Raw genomic sequence first — 23590 nt, forward strand, 5'->3', positions numbered from 1 at the left:
ACATAAAAAGATGCCTCTGGGAAAAATTTTGATTGACGATTTGCATTTACCATGCTATATTATGTAGGCGACAGAAATTTAGGTCTTTTTTTTATGCCAAAAAATAAGACTGTATTTAAAGTATAGAAAACGCACGGAGGAATGAACAAATGCGTACAAGAATCACACTTGCCTGCACTGAGTGCAAAAACCGTAACTATGATACAACAAAGGATAAGAAGACACATCCTGACAGAATGGAGATCAAGAAGTACTGTCCTTTCTGCAAGAAGCACACAACTCATAAAGAAACAAAGTAATGCTATTTGTTATTGCACTTTATTTGTTGAAGCATTATAAACAAAGTTGTATTCATCCTATGGGTGAAGGGAGTTTATTGTTATGAGCGAGAATAAAGCACAGAAAAGCGGATTATCTTCTTTTATAAATGGGGTAAAAGCTGAGTTTAATAAAATCATGTGGCCCAGCAGAGATGATATTATCAAGCAGACTACATCAGTTGTTGTTATTTCACTGATCGTAGGCGCTTTGATTGCTGTTTTTGACTATGGTTTTGGATATCTTGTTAACCTTATTACCAGTATTTGATAAAAAGGAGTATTATGGCTGAAGAGATGCAGAATGAGAATGAACTCGATCTGACTGCTGCTGCAGCAGATGCTGAGAATGCCGCTACTCCGGCTGAGGTAGCTGATAGCACTGAAGCTTCCGGAGAGCAGGTTGTAAATTCAAATGCACATTGGTATGTTGTACACACTTATTCAGGTTATGAGATGAAGGTTAAGGCTAATCTCGAGAAGACTATCGAGAACAGACACCTTCAGAATCAGATATTTGAAGTTCGCGTGCCTGTTCAGGATGTCGTAGAGATGAAGAACGGCACACGTAAGAATGTTTCACGTAAGATGTTCCCCGGATATGTTCTTGTGAACATGGATATGAACGATGAGACATGGTATGTTGTTCGTAATACCAGAGGTGTTACCGGATTCGTAGGACCGGGAAGCAAACCCGTTCCGTTATCAGATGCGGAGATTAAACCGCTTGGAATCAAAACCGAGAATATGTCTATCGACTTTGGTGTTGGTGACGAGATCGAGGTTGTTGCAGGTGTATGGAATGGTACTGTTGGTATCGTTCAGCGTATGGATTTCGGCAAGCAGAGTGCTACTATCAATGTTAATCTGTTTGAGAGAGAAACACCTGTTGAGATCAGCTTTTCTGAGATCAGAAAGGTTTGATGCAATATTGGTATAATGTGCTAATGCACTTTATATATGTAGTATGAGTTGGAATTAAGATGTTTCAATTCATGGGAACTGGAGTGGGAGCATTTGAGCAATTTTGCAATGAATGCGCCTGACCACATTATTTCTAGGAGGTGCCACAATGGCAAAGAAAGTCGAAGGATACATTAAGTTACAGATCCAGGCTGGTAAAGCAACACCAGCACCGCCGGTTGGTCCGGCTCTTGGTCAGCACGGTGTTAACATCGTTGAATTTACAAAGCAGTTCAACGCTAAGACAGCTGACAAGGGTGATCTTATCATCCCCGTAGTAATCACAGTTTATGCAGACAGAAGTTTCACATTCATCACAAAGACTCCGCCTGCAGCAGTTCTTCTTAAGAAGGCTTGCAATCTTCAGAAGGCTTCTGGTGTTCCGAACAAGAACAAGGTTGCAACAATTTCTAAGGATAAGATCAGAGAAATCGCTGAGACAAAGATGCCTGATTTGAATGCAGTTGACATCGAAGGTGCTATGAGCATGATCGCTGGTACTGCACGCAGCATGGGTATCGTGGTAGAAGACTGACGGAGGGCTAAGAGATGAAACACGGAAAGAAGTATGTAGAGGCTGCTAAGCTTGTTGACAGAGCACAGCAGTATGAGACCGCAGAAGCAATCTCTTTAGTAAAGAAGTCTGCTACTGCAAAATTTGATGAGACTGTTGAAGTACACATTCGTACAAGCTGCGACGGTCGTCATGCGGATCAGCAGATCCGTGGTGCGGTTGTTCTTCCGCACGGAACAGGTAAGACAGTTAAGGTTCTTGTTTTCGCTAAGGGAACAAAGCTTGATGAGGCACAGGCTGCAGGCGCTGACTATGTTGGCGGCGAGGAGCTTATTCCTAAGATTCAGAATGAAGGTTGGCTTGACTTTGACGTTGTAGTTGCTACACCTGACATGATGGGTGTTGTAGGACGTCTTGGTAAGGTTCTCGGACCTAAGGGTCTTATGCCTAACCCGAAGGCTGGTACAGTAACAATGGATGTTACAAAGGCTATCGCTGATATCAAGGCTGGTAAGATTGAGTACCGTCTTGACAAGGCAAACATCATCCATTGCCCTGTAGGAAAGGCATCTTTCTCAGAAGAGCAGCTTGAGCAGAACTTCACAGCTCTTATGGATGCTATCGTTAAGGCTAAGCCTTCAACAGTTAAGGGCCAGTACCTTAAGAGCATCACTCTTGCAACAACAATGGGACCTGGTGTCAAGGTTGTAGCAAACAGATATTAATTCATAACTGTGAATTATTTAAGAAGCAGAAACTTAGGTTTCTGCTTCTTTTTTATGCTGATATACTATATATAGAAGTGATGTTTATGTTTTCTACATAATATGGTATTCTTAGTGTATGAAATACATTTATGATTATGTAAAAGAAAAAATAAATGATAGCAAAGGCGGCGTGAATTCGGCGGTCATTGCTTTTGTGTGCGCTTTTTTGGTGACTGTTACGATCGGTGCAGGGGTTCTTGCAGTTTTGCATTCTAGGAATATTAAAGAGCCTGCGCAGGATATTGCTGATACTGAGCCTTCTGTTACAAGGGTTCCATACGCTGAGAAGATAGTGACCTCTGATACTGATGAATCACAGACAGGTACGGACAATGTTATAGTCCGTGACGACTCTGTGGGGGCGAATGAAGCAGGCGAGGCGGATGTAGAAAATCAGGAGGAAGAGCCGGAAGCTGTTGAAGTTGCTAGCCTTCCGGAGGGAAATCTTGAATACAATATCACCTCTGCTGATGGGGATTATATTTCATTTGGATTTGCAGGGGACATCCTTTTTGATCCGGGATATGCGATTATGAACAGAATAAGACAGAACGGCGGAGCGATTTCCGGAGTTATCGGCGACAGCCTTCTTTCTTATATGAGAGCTGCGGATATAATGGTTGTGAATAATGAGTTCCCATATTCTAATGGTGGAGCTCCGAAGGAAGGAAAAACCTTTACATTCAGAGCTGATCCTTCATCAGTAAGTCTTCTTGGCGATATGGGTGTGGATCTCTGCACCATAGCCAATAACCATGTTTTTGACTACGGCGAAAGTGCTCTTTTGGACACCCTTACAACCATTGATAATGCGGGCATAGCCAGAGTTGGTGCCGGAGTTAATATTGAGGAAGCATCAAGACCTGTTTACTATACTTCACAAAGCGGAGTAAGAGTTGCTATAATAGCAGCTACGGAGATAGAAAGACTTGATAACCCTGACACAAGAGGCGCAACGGATACATCACCCGGCGTTTTCAGATGCCTGGATATCACAAGACTTTGCTCTCGCATTAGAGAAGCTAAGGAAACGGGAGCCTTTGTAATAGTTTGCATCCACTGGGGCACTGAGAATCAGGAAGAAATCGACTGGTGGCAGCAAAAGCAGAGCGTAGAAATTGTTGAAGCCGGTGCAGACCTGATTGTTGGTGGACATCCGCATATATTACAGAAGATAGAGTATCTTAACGGAGTACCAGTTGTTTACAGCCTTGGTAATTACCTGTTCAATTCAAAGACACTGGATACAGGACTCTTAAGTGTTAAGGTACATAAGGATGGAGCATGTGACCTTCAATTTATACCTGCAGTGCAGAGTGGTTGTAATGTAAATGAAGCCACGGGAGCAGACAGAGACAGGGTTCTTAGCCACATGAGAGCTATATCCGCAGGTGTTTCTATTGATGAAAATGGAATAATTAGTAAATAATGCTTGACATTTTATGGCTTGTTATGATACTGTATTCAAGGTCGTCATGACCAGCCGAAGACAGTAGGTGTCCTATGGGACGTAAGCGATGCGCCTACCGAGGAAAGTTTGTTAAGACTTTTATGCCTCTCGTCTTCGAGAGGTTTTTTCTTTGGCGGTAAATTCTATAAGGAGGTAAAAAGATGGCAAAGGTTGAATTAAAACAGCCTGTAGTAAAAGAGATTTCTGACAAAATTCAGAACGCACAGGCACTCGTACTTGTAGATCACCGCGGATTGACTGTTGCTCAGGACACAGAGCTTCGTAAAAAGCTTCGTGAGGAGAACGTTAGTTACAAGGTTTACAAGAACACCATGATGAACTTTGCATTCAAGGGTACAGACTATGAGCAGCTCGCTGATCTTCTTAACGGTCCTAGCGCACTTGCTATTTCCGAGACAGATCCTGCAGCTCCTGCACGTGTACTTTATGATTTTGCAAAGAAGGCAAAGGCACTTGAGATCAAGGGTGGTGTGATTGAAGGCAAACTTTATGATGCAGAAGCACTTAAGGAGATTGCTACAATTCTTCCCAAGGATCAGTTGCTTTCCAAGTTGCTTGGTTCTATGCAGTCACCTATCGCAAACTTCGCTCGTGTGGTTAAGCAGATCGCAGAGAAGAAGGCAGAGGGTGGTGAGGCAGCTCCCGCTGAGGAAGCAGCACCTGCAGAAGAGGCAGCACCTGCAGAAGAGGCAGCACCTGTAGCTGAGGCTCCTGCTGAAGAAGTAGCAGCACCTGCAGCAGAGTAATTTAAACAATTAGTATTATTAGAATTATTATCAAAAATTTATGGAGGTAAATAATAATGGCAAAGTTATCCACAGCAGAGATTATCGATGCAATCAAAGAGTTATCCGTTCTTGAACTGAACGATCTTGTAAAGGCTTGCGAGGAGGAGTTCGGTGTATCAGCAGCAGCTGGTGTTGTTGTAGCAGCAGCAGGCGGTGCAGCAGCAGGCGCTGAGGAAGAGAAGAGCGAGTTCAACGTAGAGCTTACAGAAGTAGGTCCTAACAAGGTTAAGGTTATCAAGGTTGTTCGTGAGATCACAGGTCTCGGACTTAAGGAAGCTAAGGATCTTGTTGATGGAGCTCCTAAGATGCTCAAGGAAGGCGCTTCTAAGGAAGAGGCTGATGACATCAAGGCTAAGGTTGAGGCTGAAGGCGCTAAGGTTACTCTTAAATAAGATTAACTATTATATCTTAGAGATAGCTAAGAGGGATATGCACATGTTGCATATCCCTTTTTTATCATTAAAATAAAAAAACACTTGACTGGTAAATTTGCTTGTTGTAGAATGGAAAATGCACTATTGTGGAGTGGTAGGCGTATTATGCTCTTTTTTAGGGTATTAACGCTTTTCTACTAAATAAAAATTAAGAACGGGGTGAATGTCAATGGAAAAAAACAGATTGCATCCTAGTGGTACTGGTAAAAACGTACGAATGAGTTTCCAGCGCCAAAAGGAAGTCCTTGAGATGCCGAACCTGATTGAAGTTCAGAAGAACTCATATCAATGGTTTCTTGACGAGGGCCTTAAAGAGGTCTTTGATGATATCTCTCCTATCGAAGACTACAGTGATAAGCTTAGTCTCGAATTCGTTGACTTTAAGTTATGCGAAGATGAGATAGACAAGAACAAGAATACTATTGAGAAATGTAAGGAAAGAGATGCTACTTTTGCAGCTCCTTTGAAAGTCAGGGTACGTCTGAATAACAAGGAAAGCAGAGAAGTTACAGAGCATGAGATCTTCATGGGTGATCTCCCGCTTATGACTGCAACCGGAACATTTGTAATAAATGGCGCAGAGCGTGTTATTGTCAGCCAGTTAGTACGTTCCCCCGGTATTTATTATGATATTACCCGTGATAAGATCGGTAAGAAGCTTATTGCCTGCACTGTTATTCCTAACCGTGGTGCATGGCTTGAGTATGAGACTGATTCTTATGATGTATTCTACGTAAGAGTGGACAGAACCAGAAAAGTACCGGTTACTGTTCTTATTCGTGCGCTTGGTATTGGATCAAACGAGGAGATTTCACAGTTATTCGGTGATGAGCCCAAGATTCAGGCCAGCTTTGCTAAGGACCCTTCAACTGATTACCAGAGTGGTCTTTTAGAGCTGTACAAGAAGATTCGTCCCGGCGAACCTCTCAGCGTAGAGAGCGCAGAGAGCCTTATTCACGCTATGTTCTTTGATGCAAGAAGATATGATCTTGCTAAGGTTGGACGTTATAAGTTCAATAAGAAACTTCACTTCAAGAACAGAATTAGCGGCAAAATCCTTGCAGAGGACGTAATCGATGAGAATACAGGCGAGATGATCGCAGCAGCAGGCACAAAGGTTGATCGTGCTCTTGCTACTGAGATTCAGAATGCAGCTATTCCTTATGTAATGATCCAGGGTGAAGAGCGCAATATTAAGGTTCTTTCTAACCTTATGGTAGATATTACAAGCTTTATTGATTGCAATCCTGAAGAGCTTGGAATCACAGAGAGCGTATACTATCCTGCTCTTAGAGATATCCTTGCTGAGTTTGCAGAGAATACAGATCCTGAGAGTCTTGCAGAAGCAATCCGCAAGAATGTTAATGAGCTTATTCCTAAGCACATTACAAAGGAAGATATTCTTGCTTCTATTAACTATAATATGCACCTTGAGTATGGCATTGGTAATGATGACGATATCGATCACCTCGGTAACCGTCGTATCCGTTGCGTAGGTGAGCTTTTACAGAACCAGTATAGAATCGGTCTTTCAAGACTTGAGCGTGTTGTACGTGAGCGTATGACAACACATGATGCTGATGAGATTTCTGCACAGGGTCTTATAAACATTAAGCCTGTACAGGCAGCTGTTAAGGAGTTCTTCGGATCTTCACAGCTTTCACAGTTCATGGATCAGAATAACCCGCTCGGTGAGCTTACTCACAAGCGTCGTCTTTCAGCTCTTGGTCCTGGCGGTCTTTCAAGAGACAGAGCCGGATTCGAGGTTCGAGACGTACACTATACACACTATGGACGTATGTGCCCTATTGAGACTCCTGAAGGACCTAACATCGGTCTTATCAACTCACTTGCAAGCTATGCAAGAGTTAATCAGTATGGTTTCATTGAGGCACCTTACCGTAAGGTAGATCAGTCAGATCCTCAGAACCCTCGTGTAACTGATGAGGTTGAGTACCTGACAGCAGATGAAGAGGATAATTTCCATGTAGCTCAGGCTAACACACCTCTTGATGAGAACGGATACTTTAAGAAGAACAATGCATCCGGTCGTTACAGAGATGAGACATCTGAGTATCCTAAGACAGCGTTCGAGTACATGGACGTATCACCGAGAATGGTATTCTCAGTTGCTACAGCACTTATTCCTTTCCTTGAGAACGACGATGCTAACCGTGCTCTGATGGGTTCAAACATGCAGCGTCAGGCAGTGCCGCTTCTTACAACAGAAGCACCTGCAGTTGGAACAGGTATGGAGCGCAAGGCTGCTGTCGATTCAGGTGTCTGCGTTGTTGCCAAGAAGGCAGGAACAATCGATTTTGTAGACAGTAAGCTTATTAAGATGACATACGATGATGGTGAGAAGGAAGAGTACCACCTTATCAAGTTCCAGAGAAGTAACCAGAGTAACTGCTACAACCAGCGTCCTATCGTATTTAAGGGCGATCATGTTGAAGCAGGCGAAGTTATCGCAGATGGTCCTTCAACAAGCATGGGTGAGCTTGGTCTTGGTAAGAACCCTCTTATCGGATTCATGACCTGGGAAGGTTATAACTACGAGGATGCTGTACTTCTTAGTGAGAGACTTGTTCGTGACGATGTATTTACATCTATTCACATCGAGGAGTACGAGGCAGAAGCTCGTGAAACAAAGCTCGGACCGGAAGAGATCACAAGAGACGTTCCCGGTGTTGGTGATGATGCACTTAAGAATCTTGATGATCGCGGAATCATCCGTATCGGTGCAGAGGTTCGTGCCGGTGATATCCTTGTAGGTAAGGTTACTCCTAAGGGAGAGACAGAGCTTACAGCAGAAGAGAGACTTCTCCGTGCTATTTTCGGTGAAAAGGCAAGAGAGGTTCGTGATACATCACTTAAGGTTCCTCACGGTGAGTATGGTATCGTTGTTGATGCCAAGGTATTCACAAGAGAGAACGGCGATGAGCTTAGCCCCGGTGTAAACCAGGCAGTTCGTATTTACATTGCTCAGAAGAGAAAGATTTCAGTCGGCGATAAGATGGCTGGTCGTCACGGTAACAAGGGTGTCGTTTCCCGTGTACTTCCTATAGAAGATATGCCGTACCTGCCTAATGGTCGTCCTCTTGATATCGTGCTTAATCCTTTGGGCGTGCCTTCTCGTATGAATATCGGACAGGTCCTTGAGATTCACCTTTCTCTTGCAGCTAAGGCTCTTGGATTTAACATCGCTACACCTATTTTTGACGGTGCAAACGAGAAAGATATTCAGGCAACACTTACCATGGCTAATGATTATGTAAATAACACATGGGAAGAGTTTGAAGAGAAATATAAAGATTCAGTTGATCCTGAGATCATGAAGTATCTCTATGACAACAGAGATCACAGAGAGCTTTGGAAGGGCGTTCCGATCCACACAGATGGTAAGGTTCAGCTTCGTGACGGACGTACAGGTATTCCGTTCGATTCACCGACTACAATCGGACACATGCATTACCTCAAACTCCATCACCTTGTTGATGATAAGATCCATGCTCGTTCAACCGGCCCTTACTCACTGGTTACACAGCAGCCTCTCGGCGGTAAGGCTCAGTTCGGTGGACAGCGTTTCGGAGAGATGGAAGTTTGGGCTCTTGAGGCTTATGGCGCTGCCTATACACTTCAGGAGATCCTGACAGTTAAGTCTGATGATGTTGTTGGTCGTGTTAAGACTTATGAAGCAATCATCAAGGGTGACAACATTCCTGAACCCGGCGTTCCGGAATCATTCAAGGTTCTTCTTAAGGAACTTCAGTCACTTGGTCTTGATGTAAGAGTACTTCGCGAGGATAACACTGAGGTCGAGATTATGGAATCTGTTGATTACAGCGATTCTGATTATCGTTATGAGATCGAAGGCGAAGTAAACCGTGATTATGATCGTGAGTCATTTGCGGAAAATGGTTACCAGACAGGTTCATTCAGCGAAGACGGTGAGCTTGTAGCGGATGAAGAAGACGATGCAGCTTTTGAAGAAGAGTTTGATGCTGCAGACGGTCTGGATGAGAACTAAAGCAACTTAGTAGTTTTAGAAACCATGTAAACAACAGAAAAGAGGTTACGAATGTCTGATTCTACAATGAATAAAGCAATAAATGATGCTTCAAACGGTAGGGTAGCTGCTACACCTACATATCAGCCAATGACATTTGATGCAATTAAGATTGGTCTTGCTTCTCCCGAGAAGATCAGAGAGTGGTCACACGGAGAAGTACTCAAGCCTGAGACTATTAACTATCGTACTCTCAAGCCTGAGCGCGACGGTCTTTTCTGCGAGAAAATCTTTGGACCCACCAAGGATTGGGAATGTCACTGTGGTAAATATAAGAAAATCCGTTATAAGGGCGTTATTTGTGACAGATGTGGTGTAGAAGTTACAAAGAGTAGTGTACGTCGTGAGCGTATGGGTCACATCGAACTTGCTGCTCCTGTTTCCCACATTTGGTACTTCAAGGGTATCCCCAGCAGAATGGGTCTTATCCTTGACCTTTCACCCAGAGTACTTGAGAAGGTTCTTTACTTTGCTTCTTATATAGTACTTGATCCTGGTGAATCAAACCTTGAGTACAAGCAGGTTCTTTCTGAGAAAGAATACCAGGAAGCACGCGATGAGTTCGGAATGAAGTTCCGTGCAGGCATTGGTGCAGAGGCTATTAAAGAGCTTCTTATGAACATTGATCTTGAGGCTGAGTATCAGGAGCTTAAGGATGGTCTTGATACATCCAGCGGACAGAAGAAGCAGCGTATCATTAAGAGACTTGAAGTGGTTGAGTCATTCCGTGAGTCCGGAAATGAGCCTTCATGGATGATCCTTGACTGCATACCGGTTATTCCTCCGGATCTTCGTCCTATGGTACAGCTTGATGGTGGACGTTTTGCTACATCAGATCTTAACGATCTGTATCGTCGTATCATCAACCGTAACAACCGTCTTAAGAGACTTCTTGATCTCGGTGCTCCGGACATTATCGTTAGAAACGAGAAGCGTATGCTTCAGGAAGCTGTAGATGCGCTTATCGATAACGGTAGACGTGGAAGACCTGTTACAGGCCCCGGTAACCGTGCACTCAAGTCACTTTCAGACATGCTTAAAGGTAAGGGCGGTCGTTTCCGTCAGAACCTTCTTGGTAAGCGTGTTGACTATTCAGGACGTTCAGTTATCGTCGTAGGTCCTGAGCTTAAGATTTATCAGTGCGGACTTCCTAAGGAAATGGCTATCGAGCTGTTCAAGCCTTTTGTTATGAAAGAGCTTGTTTCCAGAGGAATCTCACAGAACATAAAGAATGCTAAGAAGAAGGTTGAAAGACTCGAGGAAGAGGTTTGGGATGTACTCGAGGATGTAATCAAAGAGCATCCTGTAATGCTTAACCGTGCTCCCACACTTCACAGACTTGGTATTCAGGCATTTGAGCCCATACTTGTAGAAGGTAAAGCTATTAAGCTTCATCCCCTTGTATGTACACCTTTCAATGCCGACTTCGATGGAGACCAGATGGCTGTACATCTTCCTCTGTCAGTTGAGGCACAGGCTGAGAGCCGTTTCCTTATGCTCGCTCCCAACAACCTGCTTAAGCCTTCTGACGGTGGCCCTGTAAACGTTCCTACACAGGATATGGTACTTGGTATCTACTATCTTACACAGGAGCGCGAAGGTGCTAAGGGCGAAGGAAAGTTCTTCAAGAATATTGATGAAGCTATCCTTGCTTATGAGAATGATTACATCACACTTCAGTCTCGTATCAAGATCCGTGTTACACGTAAGGATGAGAACGGTGAGGATGTTACAGGTGTAGTTGAGTCAACACTTGGTAGATTCCTTTTCAACGAGTTCATTCCTCAGGATCTCGGATTTGTTGATCGTAAGGATCCCGAGCATAAGCTTGACCTTGAAATTGACTTCATGGTTGGTAAGAAGCAGCTCAAGAAGATCGTTACAAATATGATCAATACACACGGAACTTTCGCAACAGCAGAAGTTCTCGATAAGATCAAGGCTACAGGTTACCATTACTCAACAAGAGCTGCTATGACAGTTTCTATCGCTGACATGACAGTTCCTCCGCAGAAGCAGCAGATGCTTGATGAAGCTCAGGCAGTAGTTGATAAGATTGCTACTGAGTACAGACGCGGTAAGATGACAGACGAAGAGCGTTATCGTCTTGTTGTTGAGACATGGATGAAGACCGATAAAGAGCTTACAGATGCCCTTCTCGAAGGCCTTGATAAATATAACAACATCCACATGATGGCTGATTCCGGTGCCCGTGGTAGTAACCAGCAGATCAAGCAGCTGGCAGGTATGCGTGGACTTATGGCAGATACAACCGGTCGTACGATCGAACTTCCTATTAAGTCCAACTTCCGTGAAGGTCTTGACGTTCTGGAATACTTCATGTCAGCGCATGGTGCTCGTAAGGGTCTGTCAGATACAGCTCTTCGTACAGCCGATTCAGGTTACCTGACACGTCGAATGGTTGACGTATCTCAGGAACTTATCATCCGTGAGCTTGATTGTAGCGAAGGAAAGGCAACTATTCCCGGAATTACAGTTAAGGAATTCAAGGATGGTAATGCAATGATCGAGCCTCTTGAGGATCGTATCACTGGCAGATATACATGTGAGGATATCAAGGACAAGGACGGAAACGTTATTGTTAAGAAGAATCACATCATCACACCCAGCCGTGCTAAGAGAATCTTAAGCCAGGGTGTTAACAGTAAGGGTGAGCCGGTTAGCGCTGTAAAGATCCGTACAATCCTTACTTGCCGTTCACACATTGGTATCTGTGCTAAGTGCTATGGTGCAAACATGGCAACAGGTGAGCCTGTTCAGGTCGGTGAGACAGTTGGTATCATCGCCGCTCAGTCAATCGGTGAGCCTGGTACACAGCTTACAATGAGAACATTCCATACCGGTGGTGTTGCCGGTGGCGATATTACACAGGGTCTTCCCCGTGTAGAGGAGCTTTTCGAGGCAAGAAAGCCTAAGGGACTTGCTATTATTTCAGAGCTTGACGGAACAGCTCAGATTAAGGATACAAAGAAGAAGCGTGAAGTAGTCATCACAAATGACGAAACAGGAGAGTCTAAGGCTTACCTGATTCCTTACGGATCACGTATCAAGGTTACAGACGGCAAAGTCGTTGAAGCCGGCGATGAACTTACAGAAGGTAGTGTAAATCCTCACGATCTTCTTAAGATCAAGGGTATCCGTGCTGTTCAGGACTATCTGCTCCGCGAGGTTCAAAGAGTTTACCGTCTCCAGGGTGTTGATATCTGTGATAAGCATATCGAGGTTATTGTACGTCAGATGCTTAAGAAGGTTCGCATCGAGGAGAGTGGAGATACAAGCTTCCTGCCCGGTACACTCGTTGACGTTCTTGATTTTGAGGATGATAATGAGAGACTTATCAGCGAAGGTAAGAAACCCGCTGAAGGAAAGCAGGTAATTCTTGGTATTACCAAGGCTGCACTTGCTACCAACTCATTCCTTTCAGCTGCTTCCTTCCAGGAGACAACAAAGGTTCTTACAGATGCAGCTATCAAGGGTAAGGTTGATCCTCTTATCGGTCTTAAGGAAAATGTTATTATCGGTAAGCTGATTCCTGCTGGTACAGGTATGAAGCGTTATCGTAACACAGCACTTAATACCGATGCTAACTTCAAGGATCCCGAGAAGCTGATCCTCAAGAAGAGAGCAATCGATGACGACGATGTATTTGTTGAAGAAATCGACGATACAGAGGAAGTTACAGTCGTTGATGACGAGGAGTAATTTATAAATATTTAACTTGACAATATATATTGATATACGTATACTTTAAAACTGTGCGACAAGCGAGAGGGGTAGTTTGCCCCTTTCGCTTGAAGTATGTGTTGATTTTCAGATAGTTTCTATGTCAGAGAGCTGTCTGTTTATCATAAATTGTTTTACTACTAAAATAGGAGGTAAAAGGAATGCCAACATTTAACCAGTTAGTTCGTAAAGGTCGTCAGACTTCTGAGAAGAAGTCTACAGCTCCTGCACTTCAGAAAGGATTCAATTCCCTTCACAAGAAGGCTATCGACACTGCATCACCGCAGAAGAGAGGCGTTTGCACAGCTGTTAAGACTGCTACACCTAAGAAGCCTAACTCAGCTCTTAGAAAGATCGCCAGAGTACGTCTTTCTAACGGTATCGAGGTAACAAGCTACATTCCCGGAGAAGGTCACAACCTTCAGGAGCACAGCGTTGTTCTCATCCGTGGCGGAAGAGTTAAGGACCTGCCTGGTACAAGATATCACATTATTCGTGGAACTCTTGACACAGCAGGTGTTGCAGACCGTAAGCAGGCTCGCTCCAAGTACGGCGCAAAGAGACCTAAGGCTGCAAAGTAATCTAAGTAACTATCATTACAAGATCTAATTTTTTTAAGAGTGTTGGTGTTTCTTTTTTCGTAATAAAAAGACCCGCACGTACACTAAAAATTAGTGAGTACCTATGATCTATAGTAAACAGATGAAGACTGACACTCATCTGCGATTCTAAAGGAGGGAAGAACCGTGCCGCGTAAAGGACATATTGTAAAACGTGACGTATTAGCGGATCCTTTATACGATAACAAGGTTGTAACAAAGCTTATCAACACAGTTATGCTTGATGGTAAGAAGGGTGTTGCACAGAAGATCGTATATGGTGCATTCGCACAGGTAGAGGAGAAGGCTGGAAAGCCTGCTCTTGAAGTATTCGAGGGTGCTATGAACAACATCATGCCCGCTCTCGAGGTAAAGGCTAGACGTATCGGTGGTGCTACATATCAGGTACCGATCGAGGTTCGTCCGGATAGACGTCAGGCCCTTGCACTTCGCTGGCTTGTAACATTTTCTCGTAACAGAGGCGAGAAGACCATGGTTGACAGACTTGCATCAGAAATTCTTGATGCATTCAACAACACAGGTGCATCTGTTAAGAGAAAAGAAGATATGCACAAGATGGCAGAAGCAAACAAGGCATTCTCACACTACAGATTCTAATTTTTGGATTCTCAGTGTAAGAAACGTCGTAATTTATTAGGAGGATAAACCTTTGGCTGAAAGACAATATCCATTGGAAAGAACCAGAAACATTGGTATTATGGCTCATATCGATGCTGGTAAGACTACACTTACAGAGCGTATTCTTTACTATACCGGTGTTAACTACAAGATTGGTGAGACCTATGAAGGTACTGCTACCATGGACTGGATGGAACAGGAGCAGGAGAGAGGTATCACTATCACATCTGCAGCTACAACATGCCATTGGACACTTCAGGAAAACGGAAAGGTTAAGCCCGGTGCTCAGGAGCATCGTATAAACATTATCGATACTCCCGGCCACGTTGACTTTACCGTTGAGGTTGAGCGTTCACTTCGTGTACTTGACGGCGCTGTAGGCGTATTCAGTGCAAAAGAAGGTGTTGAACCTCAGTCTGAGAACGTATGGCGTCAGGCTGATGGATTTAATGTTCCTCGTATGGCATTCATCAACAAGATGGATATCATCGGAGCAAACTATTTCGGAGCTGTTGAGCAGATCCGTAATAGACTTAAGAAAAATGCTATTATGATCGAAATCCCGATCGGAGCTGAGGATCAGTTCCAGGGTATTATCGACCTTTTTGAGATGCAGGCTTATATCTATAATGATGATAAGGGTGAAGATGTTACTATCGGCGAGATCCCTGCTGATCTTAAGGATGATGCAGAGCTTTATCGTAGTGAGCTCGTAGAGAAAATCTGCGACCTCGATGAAGATCTTATGATGAAGTACCTTGAAGGTGAGGAGCCTACAAAGGAGGAGCTTAAGGCTGCTCTTCGTAAGGCAACTTGTGAATGTAAGGCTTTCCCTGTTTGTTGTGGTTCTGCTCACAGAAACAGAGGTATTCAGAAGCTCATCGATGCTGTTATCGAGTTCATGCCTTCACCTCTTGATATCCCTGCTTGTAAGGGTACAGACATGGATGGCAATGAGGTTGAGGTTGAGTCAACAGATGATGGCCCCTTCGCAGCTCTTGCATTCAAGATTGTCAGCGATCCTTTCGTAGGAAAGCTTGCATTCTTCCGCGTATATCGTGGTACTGCAAATTCAGGTTCTTATGTACTTAACAGTACAAAGGACAACAAGGAGCGTCTTGGACGTATCCTTCAGATGCACGCTAACAAGCGTTCAGACCTTGATAAGGTTTACTCAGGTGATATCGCTGCAGCTGTTGGTCTTAAGAACACAACTACAGGTGATACTCTCTGTGATGATAAGAACCCCGTAATCCTTGAGTCTATGGAGTTCCCGGATCCCGTTATCGAGCTTGCTATCGAGCCTAAGACTAAGGCTGGTCAGCAGAAGCTTGACGAAGCTCTTATGAAGCTTGCAGAAGAGGATCCTACATTCAGAGCACATACTAACTCTGAGACAGGTCAGACAATCATCGCTGGTATGGGTGAGCTTCACCTTGATATCATCGTTGACAGACTTCTTCGTGAGTACAAGGTAGAGGCTAACGTTGGTGCACCTCAGGTTGCATACAGAGAAGCTCTTCTTAATGCTTGCGATATCGAGAGCAAGTATGCTAAGCAGTCTGGTGGACGTGGTCAGTATGGTCACTGTAAAGTTCGCTTCGAGCCCATGGATGCTAACGGAGAGAACCTTTACCAGTTCGATAGCGAAGTTGTTGGTGGTTCTATTCCTAAGGAATATATCCAGCCTATCAGCGAAGGTATCGAAGAGGCTATGAAGGCCGGATCTCTTGGTGGATTCCCTGTTGTAGGTGTACATGCTACAGTTTACGACGGATCATACCACGAAGTCGATTCATCAGAAATGGCATTCCACATTGCCGGATCAATGGCATTCAAGGATGCTATGGCTAAGGGCGGAATGGTTCTCCTTGAGCCCATCATGAAGGTTGAAGTTACTATGCCTGAAGAGTACATGGGTGATGTTATCGGTGACGTTAACTCACGTCGTGGACAGGTTGAAGGTATGGATGACATGGGCGGCGGAAAGATCGTTAGAGCACATGTTCCGCTTGCTGAGATGTTCGGATATGCTACAGACCTTCGTTCAAGAACACAGGGTCGTGGTAACTACTCAATGTTCTTTGAGAAGTATGCTCCTGTTCCGAAGAACATCCAGGAGAAAGTACTTTCCAACAAAAATTCATAAATAAATTAAGGGTGGCAACGATTTCTTATGAAATCGTGCCACAAAGCCCTTGTTTATACTATTTTATGCTTGATTTCAAGCGTAAATTTCTATATAATCGATATAGTCGGTTATTATGAGAAAAAATGTTAAAGTAACATTTTTATTTAAGGAGGATATTTAAAAATGGCAAAAGCTAAGTTTGACAGAAGTAAGCCGCACGTAAACATTGGTACAATCGGACACGTTGACCATGGTAAGACAACTCTTACAGCAGCTATCACAACTGTTCTTGCAGACAGAGGATTCAGCCCTGCTGTTGCTTTCGATCAGATCGATAAAGCACCCGAGGAAAAAGAGCGTGGTATCACAATTAACTCTGCTCACATCGAGTATGAGACAGCTAGCAGACACTACGCACACGTTGACTGCCCTGGCCACGCTGACTATGTAAAGAACATGATCACAGGTGCTGCACAGATGGATGGTTCCATCCTCGTTGTTGCTGCTACTGATGGTGTTATGGCTCAGACAAGAGAGCACGTTCTTCTTGCTCGTCAGGTAGGTGTTCCTTACATCATCGTATTCATGAACAAGTGCGATATGGTTGATGATCCTGAACTTCTTGACCTCGTTGAGATGGAGATCAGAGACCTTCTTACAGAGTATGAGTTCCCTGGAGATGATATCCCGATCATTCGTGGTTCTGCACTTAAGGCTCTTGAGGATCCTAAGTGTGAGTGGGGCGACAAGATCATGGAGCTTATGGATACAGTTGATTCTTACATCCCTGAACCTACTCGTGAGACAGATAAGCCTTTCCTTATGCCTGTTGAGGACGTATTCACAATCACAGGTCGTGGAACAGTTGCTACAGGTCGTGTAGAGAGAGGTCACCTCAACCTTAACGACGAAATCGAAATCGTTGGTATCAAGGAAGAGACAGCTAAGTCTGTATGTACTGGTATCGAGATGTTCCGTAAGACAATGGATTACTGCGAAGCTGGTGACAACGTTGGTCTTCTTCTTCGTGGTGTTGACCGTGATGGTATCCAGAGAGGTCAGTGTATCACAAAGCCCGGTTCTGTAACTTGCCACAAGAAGTTCACAGCTGAGGTTTACGTTCTTACAAAGGATGAAGGTGGACGTCATACACCTTTCTTCAACAACTATCGTCCTCAGTTCTACTTCAGAACAACAGACGTAACAGGTGTTTGCAACCTTCCTGAGGGAACAGAGATGTGCATGCCTGGTGACCACGTAACAATGTCAATCGAGCTTATCCACCCCATCGCTATGGAGCAGGGTCTTAAGTTCGCTATCCGTGAGGGTGGACGTACAGTTGGATCAGGTAAGGTTGCTACAATCGTTGAGTAATCTTAACAAACCTAGATTTTATGCAGCTTCCAGAGTTTCTCTGGAAGCTGTTTTTTTGTATACAATCTTGCTAAAATTGGTCTCTGGCTCTAATTTGGCTCTAAAAATTTTGAGTTTTTTCTAAAAGGCAGTATTTATGCGCCTTTGTAAAGGGGGGTTCCGGTGCCAAAATTGAGCCATGAAAATAGTATAAATTTATTATTCTTGTACTTGTTTTTCAATACGGATAATGGTAATATTCTCTTAAGAAGAGAGCGAAAGCTTTCTGGGCTGGTCGAAAGACCCGGGTCCACCTATTGGCGGGTAAGACACCCGCTTTTTTCATGCAATAAATGGAGGGGTATGAAGGAATTAAGTATATTTGTAGACGAATCTGGTGATTTTGGTGAATATGATCCCCATTCTCCGTTTTATATAATATCAATGGTAATGCATGACCAAGCAGTTGATATCACTGAGGATCTGGCTAAACTTGAAACGCAGATGCAGTATTTGGGATTGCCGCATCATTGTGTGCATGCAGGACCAATAATTAGATCTGAGCATGAGTATAAGGAATATACTGTAGAGAATAAAAGGAAAATTCTAAGGAATATGATGACTTTCACTAGAAAAGTTGATGTGAAGGTAAAATCTATCCATATAGAAAAGAAAAATATAGATGATTCGGTTGAGGCTGTTGGAAAACTGAGTAAGCTTCTTGCTGCGTTTATAAGGGCCAATATGGATTTTTTCATCGGGTATGATTGTGTGAAAATATACTACGATAATGGTCAGGTAGAAGTGAGTAGAATTCTGTCATCTGTATTTAATGTTCTTTTGGACAATGTTGAATTTAGAAGAGTGCTTCCTTCTGAGTATAGGCTGTTCCAGGTTGCTGATCTTATTTGTACTATAAAATTGGCGGAGCTGAAGCTTGAAAAACATATACTTTCTAAATCTGAGAAATTCTTTTTTGAAGATGTCAGGACACTAAAAAAGAATTATCTCAAGCCTATTAGTCAGAAAGAAATGTAGCGATTGTAACTGATCTATTACGGCTTTGAATTGTGGATTTGTTATGGTTTCCTTTTGGGGTAAATAGTTTATGCGTTAACTGCTTAGAAAAGCGTATTAGTTGCTGTATCTACGATTCGTAGACATCGGTACTTGGTAAAAATATACTTTTATCTATGCTCTATAGGTTACAATATACTTAGAAATATCCTACGCTTAAGTTGTAACCATTAACGCGCTGATAGGAGTGTTAAAAATGATTGATCAAAAGAAAACAGGACAGTTCATATCAGATATCAGAAAAGAAAAGGGCCTTACTCAGAAACAGCTGGCTGACGAGATTGGAGTTAGCGACAAAGCTATATCCCGCTGGGAAACGGGGCGTGGCATGCCTGATACTTCAATTATGGCAGATCTATGCAAGGTACTTGATATTAGTATTAATGAACTGTTATCTGGGCAGCGCCTATCCAGCGTGGATTACAACGGAAAGGCGGAAGAAAATATGGTAGAACTTATAAAAACAAATGAAAATGTCAAAAGACAAGGCAGAAACGCCGTTGTCGGAACTGTTGCTGGTATTATTTTGTTGTGCCTCTTTATTTATCTGATTACAATTATATCTGGCGGAGTTGGGATGATAATCTACTTCATCGATCCTCCATCCTTAATCTCACTGCTTGGGATTCAGCTTATTATCCTTGGCGCTTCCGGTCATTTTGCAGAGTTTTTTAGAAGCTTCAAACTTCTTTTTTCATCTAAAAGATATTCTGATGAAGAACTTATGCAGTTATCAGAAAAATCAGAATATGCCTTAAACTTTGGCATAAAGGCCACGCTTCTTGCTGGTATATGCGTTGTACTGATTGGTTTCGCCGTTTTCATGCATACTATGTCTGATCCAGCAACCATCGGTCCTAGCCTTGCTGTGATGGAGCTTACGACACTTTATGCTTGCATAATCTCTCTTATTCTTTTGATGATTAAAGGACGACTTCATCGTTTTAATTCATAAGGAATATATGCAAAATAAGCAACATAAGGAGGTATTCTGATGGCTTATGAAGATCCTCAAATAGTTCAGGAATGGCTCGATTCACTTGGTGAAATGGATGTAAAAGTGAAAAAGATGTTCGGTTGCTATTGTTTATATTGTGACGGGCAGGCTGTTGGATGGATCTATGACAGTGTCATGAGTCTGAGGGAAGTTGGTCTGGATTACTTGCCGGATGATATAAAGAGACCCGGTAAAGATGATAAGATCCAAGAACTGGTAATTCCTCTTGATTATGTCAGAGAAGATTGGCTGCCAAGGGCTGTTCAGGATACAGCAGATTTTAGAAAAGAACAATAAAAGAAACTGAGAAAAAGAGCTTTTGAAAAGTATCTTGCTTATTGGCTCTAAAATGGCTCTAAAAATTTCAAAAACCACCAAAAATGAAGCGAAACATGAGATATGTGCGAATAGAAACCACGTAAAATCAAGGCTTTTCAAATAGATATAATTAACGTTAAGCCGTGAGGGTGGTCGTACAGTTGGATCAGGTAAGGTTGCTACAATCGTTGAATAATTTTAACGATAACCTTTACCTAATTGCATAAAATGCTAATTAGATAGCCATTGCAGGTTTTCCTGCAGTGGCTGTTTTTTTATATTTAAATAGTATTCGCGCGGGAAATTGCAAAATGCAATAACATATTTAAAATTAAATACAAAAATATATTGACAAATGATTTTAAATAAGTTATCATTCTTTTCGGTCGATGACCACACTAGATATCAGGGAGTTTCTCCCAGTTTTTTCACTTTTCACGTTTTTTTATTGCGAATGTCTTTAAGAGTGCATACGCTTTATTTTCATGCGCAAAAATACTAATTTAGGAGGGTAAGATGGATAATCTTAACAGTGTTATTTCTATGGAAGGTGCATATAAGGATAAGTTACTTGCTTTTATTTTGGGAAGTCCTGAGAATAAAAGTATGATGTTTAAAAGACTTGATTCTGAGGGTAGAATAAATCAGAATGAGCAGGAATTGATGGAAATCAGTTCACTTATGGAATCCTGCAGACCAGTATATGAATATGCCTGGCTTGTAGCAAAGGTCAAAGATAATACCAAGAAGTTTACTAAAGAGGCAGCTGTTGAACTGGCAGTTGAGTTTATGCCTGATGATTTTGTTATTAAGCCTTTTATGAAGAAAAACACACAGGCAGTTTACGAGATGATGGTCAAGGAATATGACGATGTGAAATCCCTGGAATTGTCAAAAGAAGAAGGGTTTCGCGAAGGGCTTAATGATGGCATCAGAAAGGCTGTGTCTATGCTTAAAAGTATGAAGATAAGCAAAGAGCAGATAATTGAAAAGATATGCTTTGAGTTTGGAGTAGGACAAAGAGAAGTTTTGGAGCTGGTTTGATTAAAGTCATCAAATGATTGATTATCAAAGTTTAAGCGTGATTAGAAGAGTTCAGTACTTGAATAAACAAAAAATCACCCAAGCGAAATTAGATAATCTCACTTGGGCTGAAAATAGTTTATGGATGTTTTTCCTTCACGAAATTATAAGATTAAGAGACGCTTATTGGTTCTATTAACCTTCAAATTCAGCAGCGGCTTTAATAAATCCTGCAAATAAAGGATGCGGGTTGTTGGGACGGGATTTGAATTCCGGATGAGCCTGAGTTGCGATAAAGAAAGGATTCTCAGGATATTCAATCATCTCAACGATTCTTCTGTCAGGTGAAAGACCGCATAATTTAAGACCATTATTTGTAAGAGTCTCTCTATAGTCATTATTAACTTCATAGCGATGACGATGTCTCTCTGTGATATCACATGTGCCATAAAGGCTGTAAGCAAGGGTGTTTTCTTCAAGAGTACAAGGGTAAGAACCAAGTCTGAGAGTTCCACCAAGATCTTCGCCTGCGCTGTGATCAGGCAGGAATGCAATCACAGGATGAGTTGTAGAAGGATTAAACTCGATAGAGTGCGCATCACTGTGACCAATCACATTTCTGGTAAATTCAATAATTGCAAGCTGCATACCGAGGCAGATTCCAAGGAAAGGAATCTTGTTTTCTCTGACGTATTGAATGGAAGTGATCATTCCTTCAATTCCACGGTCTCCAAAGCCGCCGGGCACAATTACACCTGAAACATCTGAAAGCTTTTCTGCTACATTTTCAGAAGTAATCTCTTCTGAATCAATCCATTTAATCTTTACTTCTCTCTTAGCAGCAATTCCGCCATGCTTTAATGCTTCTACAACACTGATGTAAGCATCGTGGAGCTGAGTATATTTTCCGACAAGAGCAACAGTAACAGTCTTATCAAGTGCATAGAGTGTGTTCACCATATCAGTCCAGTCATCAAGCTTGGGTTCTCTATGCTCGAGATGCAGGCATTCAAGTGCTACGTCCGCAAGATGCTCCTTTTCCATGGCAAGAGGTGCTTCATACAAGTATTTAAGATCCAGGTTATTAAGTACATACTTGCTTGGTACGTTACAGAAAAGAGAAATCTTTTCCTTGGTTTCATTATCAAGTTCTACTTCACTTCTGCAAACGATAACGTCGGGGCTAAGACCCATTCCCTGCAAGGTTTTAACTGCAGACTGAGTGGGCTTTGTTTTAATCTCCTGTGAGCAGCGAAGGTAAGGGATAAGAGAAACAAGGATTATCATTGCATTCTCGTGTCCAACCTCATGCTGGAACTGTCTTATTGATTCAAGAAAAGGCTGTGACTCGATATCACCGACAGTACCGCCAACTTCTATGATAGCGATGTGAGTATTATCTTCATCGTAATTACGATAGAATCTGCTTTTTATTTCATCTGTGATATGAGGGATTACCTGAACTGTGTGTCCGCCGTAGTCACCACGGCGCTCTTTGTGAAGTACTGACCAGTAGATTTTACCGGTTGTAACGTTAGAATTCTTGTCGAGGCTTTCGTCGATAAAGCGCTCATAGTGTCCCAGGTCAAGATCAGTTTCTGTGCCGTCCTCTGTAACGAAAACTTCACCATGCTGAATCGGATTCATTGTACCGGGATCGATGTTGATATAAGGGTCAAACTTTTGCATGGTAACTTTATAGCCGCGAGCTTTTAAAAGTCGACCGAGAGATGCTGCTGTTATACCTTTTCCAAGACCTGATACTACACCACCAATTACGAATACATATTTTACTGACATAATCCACCACCTTTGACATTATAAAAAAGAAAAAAAGCGCACAAAACAATAAGTAAAATACTACTGTTTTGGCGCCTTTGCCTTAACTAGATAATAATAGATATATTTGGGTTTAGTGTCAATATATTTTGGACCGGAAAATGAAAAAAATGTAGCGAAATTAATATATGAATTTTTTTGAAAAAAATAAATTTACACCCTTGACGATTATATGGTTAGAGAAGTAATATAAATAAAAATTTAATAGTTTAAACCGTTGAAGTGGAGATAACGGCAATGATGCCTTTACAGAGAGCCTGGATTGCTGAGAACAGGTGAGAAACAAGTTGTCAAATGGACCACTGAGGGCGCAGTGAAAAGTGAGATAGGAAGTCTTTCATAAGCTTAGTATTCTGCGACGTTGGGCATACGTTAGTTGCCGGGGATATGTTGGTATCCTGTTAAGCGCACAGCTTTAACTGTGAATTCGAGGTGGCACCGCGGATAGATTAGATTATTCGTCCTTGATAGAAACCGTACCGTTTCTATCAGGGACTTTTTTTCGTGAAAAGCAGAGCCATGCAGAGCCATTGATAGAAACACAACC

General features: G+C 42.6%; 19 protein-coding genes and 2 other annotated features. Of the genes, 18 read left to right on the plus strand and 1 reads right to left on the minus strand.

Annotated elements, in window-relative coordinates; translation table 11 throughout:
• Window positions 1-149 precede the first annotated feature (149 nt).
• From rpmG to G603_RS0116660, 18 genes are all read left to right on the plus strand, one after another.
• Window positions 150-299: a 50S ribosomal protein L33 gene (rpmG, locus tag G603_RS0116575; RefSeq protein WP_026496471.1), complete on the plus strand. Its 150-nt coding sequence runs from the start codon at window positions 150-152 to the stop codon at window positions 297-299.
• Between the two features lie 82 nt (window positions 300-381).
• Window positions 382-588 carry a preprotein translocase subunit SecE gene (gene secE / locus G603_RS0116580; protein WP_026525933.1) on the plus strand — a complete coding sequence of 69 codons (207 nt, stop codon included), beginning with the start codon at window positions 382-384 and terminating at the stop codon, window positions 586-588.
• Between the two features lie 14 nt (window positions 589-602).
• Entirely contained in the window at window positions 603-1241 is a 639-nt protein-coding gene (nusG, locus tag G603_RS0116585; protein WP_026525932.1) for a transcription termination/antitermination protein NusG, read from the plus strand.
• Between the two features lie 148 nt (window positions 1242-1389).
• On the plus strand, window positions 1390-1815 hold the full coding sequence (gene rplK, locus G603_RS0116590) for a 50S ribosomal protein L11 (protein WP_026496468.1): 426 nt from the start codon (window positions 1390-1392) through the stop codon (window positions 1813-1815).
• A gap of 14 nt (window positions 1816-1829) precedes the next feature.
• Window positions 1830-2519, plus strand: coding sequence for a 50S ribosomal protein L1 (gene rplA / locus G603_RS0116595; protein ID WP_026525931.1), 690 nt, complete (start codon window positions 1830-1832; stop codon window positions 2517-2519).
• 118 nt (window positions 2520-2637) lie between these two features.
• Complete coding sequence (locus tag G603_RS0116600; RefSeq protein WP_051208037.1) at window positions 2638-3990, plus strand: CapA family protein; 1353 nt, start codon at window positions 2638-2640, stop codon at window positions 3988-3990.
• A gap of 36 nt (window positions 3991-4026) precedes the next feature.
• Window positions 4027-4149, plus strand: a sequence feature (ribosomal protein L10 leader region).
• A gap of 23 nt (window positions 4150-4172) precedes the next feature.
• On the plus strand, window positions 4173-4778 hold the full coding sequence (gene rplJ / locus G603_RS0116605; RefSeq protein ID WP_026670930.1) for a 50S ribosomal protein L10: 606 nt from the start codon (window positions 4173-4175) through the stop codon (window positions 4776-4778).
• A gap of 56 nt (window positions 4779-4834) precedes the next feature.
• Entirely contained in the window at window positions 4835-5212 is a 378-nt protein-coding gene (gene rplL, locus G603_RS0116610) for a 50S ribosomal protein L7/L12 (RefSeq protein ID WP_026525928.1), read from the plus strand.
• Between the two features lie 211 nt (window positions 5213-5423).
• Window positions 5424-9284, plus strand: coding sequence for a DNA-directed RNA polymerase subunit beta (gene rpoB, locus G603_RS0116615; protein ID WP_026670931.1), 3861 nt, complete (start codon window positions 5424-5426; stop codon window positions 9282-9284).
• 66 nt (window positions 9285-9350) lie between these two features.
• The gene (gene rpoC / locus G603_RS0116620; protein ID WP_051208051.1) at window positions 9351-13046 is read left to right on the plus strand and encodes a DNA-directed RNA polymerase subunit beta'; all 3696 of its coding nucleotides are present in this window, start codon (window positions 9351-9353) and stop codon (window positions 13044-13046) included.
• Between the two features lie 182 nt (window positions 13047-13228).
• Window positions 13229-13648 (plus strand): 30S ribosomal protein S12, encoded by a 420-nt coding sequence (gene rpsL / locus G603_RS0116625; protein ID WP_026493590.1) that lies wholly within the window; start codon window positions 13229-13231, stop codon window positions 13646-13648.
• A gap of 165 nt (window positions 13649-13813) precedes the next feature.
• Window positions 13814-14284: a 30S ribosomal protein S7 gene (rpsG, locus tag G603_RS0116630; RefSeq protein WP_022760818.1), complete on the plus strand. Its 471-nt coding sequence runs from the start codon at window positions 13814-13816 to the stop codon at window positions 14282-14284.
• Between the two features lie 52 nt (window positions 14285-14336).
• Complete coding sequence (gene fusA, locus G603_RS0116635) at window positions 14337-16454, plus strand: elongation factor G (protein ID WP_026670933.1); 2118 nt, start codon at window positions 14337-14339, stop codon at window positions 16452-16454.
• 165 nt (window positions 16455-16619) lie between these two features.
• Window positions 16620-17810: an elongation factor Tu gene (tuf, locus tag G603_RS0116640; protein ID WP_026525924.1), complete on the plus strand. Its 1191-nt coding sequence runs from the start codon at window positions 16620-16622 to the stop codon at window positions 17808-17810.
• Between the two features lie 342 nt (window positions 17811-18152).
• A complete protein-coding gene (locus G603_RS0116645) occupies window positions 18153-18827 on the plus strand; it encodes a DUF3800 domain-containing protein (RefSeq protein WP_026670934.1) in 675 nt (224 codons plus the stop codon).
• Between the two features lie 235 nt (window positions 18828-19062).
• Window positions 19063-19821 carry a helix-turn-helix domain-containing protein gene (locus tag G603_RS21765; RefSeq protein ID WP_051208040.1) on the plus strand — a complete coding sequence of 253 codons (759 nt, stop codon included), beginning with the start codon at window positions 19063-19065 and terminating at the stop codon, window positions 19819-19821.
• Window positions 19822-19860: 39 nt separating this feature from the next.
• Window positions 19861-20160: a hypothetical protein gene (locus G603_RS0116655; protein ID WP_026670935.1), complete on the plus strand. Its 300-nt coding sequence runs from the start codon at window positions 19861-19863 to the stop codon at window positions 20158-20160.
• 537 nt (window positions 20161-20697) lie between these two features.
• A complete protein-coding gene (locus G603_RS0116660; RefSeq protein WP_026670936.1) occupies window positions 20698-21225 on the plus strand; it encodes a hypothetical protein in 528 nt (175 codons plus the stop codon).
• A gap of 174 nt (window positions 21226-21399) precedes the next feature.
• On the opposite strand, the gene G603_RS0116670 is transcribed toward G603_RS0116660, so the two are convergent.
• Window positions 21400-23004 (minus strand): CTP synthase, encoded by a 1605-nt coding sequence (locus tag G603_RS0116670; protein ID WP_026670937.1) that lies wholly within the window; start codon window positions 23002-23004, stop codon window positions 21400-21402.
• Window positions 23005-23251: 247 nt separating this feature from the next.
• Window positions 23252-23512 (plus strand) — a binding site (T-box leader).
• Window positions 23513-23590 lie beyond the last annotated feature (78 nt).

This window comes from Butyrivibrio sp. AE3006 (genome assembly GCF_000424165.1).
Taxonomy (GTDB): domain Bacteria; phylum Bacillota; class Clostridia; order Lachnospirales; family Lachnospiraceae; genus Butyrivibrio.

Coding starts and splice junctions, on each gene's coding strand:
- rpmG (WP_026496471.1), top strand. CDS start 150: ATGCGTACAAGAATCACACTTGCCTGCACTGAGTGCAAAAACCGTAAC.
- secE (WP_026525933.1), top strand. CDS start 382: ATGAGCGAGAATAAAGCACAGAAAAGCGGATTATCTTCTTTTATAAAT.
- nusG (WP_026525932.1), top strand. CDS start 603: ATGGCTGAAGAGATGCAGAATGAGAATGAACTCGATCTGACTGCTGCT.
- rplK (WP_026496468.1), top strand. CDS start 1,390: ATGGCAAAGAAAGTCGAAGGATACATTAAGTTACAGATCCAGGCTGGT.
- rplA (WP_026525931.1), top strand. CDS start 1,830: ATGAAACACGGAAAGAAGTATGTAGAGGCTGCTAAGCTTGTTGACAGA.
- G603_RS0116600 (WP_051208037.1), top strand. CDS start 2,638: ATGAAATACATTTATGATTATGTAAAAGAAAAAATAAATGATAGCAAA.
- rplJ (WP_026670930.1), top strand. CDS start 4,173: ATGGCAAAGGTTGAATTAAAACAGCCTGTAGTAAAAGAGATTTCTGAC.
- rplL (WP_026525928.1), top strand. CDS start 4,835: ATGGCAAAGTTATCCACAGCAGAGATTATCGATGCAATCAAAGAGTTA.
- rpoB (WP_026670931.1), top strand. CDS start 5,424: ATGGAAAAAAACAGATTGCATCCTAGTGGTACTGGTAAAAACGTACGA.
- rpoC (WP_051208051.1), top strand. CDS start 9,351: ATGAATAAAGCAATAAATGATGCTTCAAACGGTAGGGTAGCTGCTACA.
- rpsL (WP_026493590.1), top strand. CDS start 13,229: ATGCCAACATTTAACCAGTTAGTTCGTAAAGGTCGTCAGACTTCTGAG.
- tuf (WP_026525924.1), top strand. CDS start 16,620: ATGGCAAAAGCTAAGTTTGACAGAAGTAAGCCGCACGTAAACATTGGT.
- G603_RS0116645 (WP_026670934.1), top strand. CDS start 18,153: ATGAAGGAATTAAGTATATTTGTAGACGAATCTGGTGATTTTGGTGAA.
- G603_RS21765 (WP_051208040.1), top strand. CDS start 19,063: ATGATTGATCAAAAGAAAACAGGACAGTTCATATCAGATATCAGAAAA.
- G603_RS0116655 (WP_026670935.1), top strand. CDS start 19,861: ATGGCTTATGAAGATCCTCAAATAGTTCAGGAATGGCTCGATTCACTT.
- G603_RS0116660 (WP_026670936.1), top strand. CDS start 20,698: ATGGATAATCTTAACAGTGTTATTTCTATGGAAGGTGCATATAAGGAT.
- G603_RS0116670 (WP_026670937.1), bottom strand. CDS start 23,004: ATGTCAGTAAAATATGTATTCGTAATTGGTGGTGTAGTATCAGGTCTT.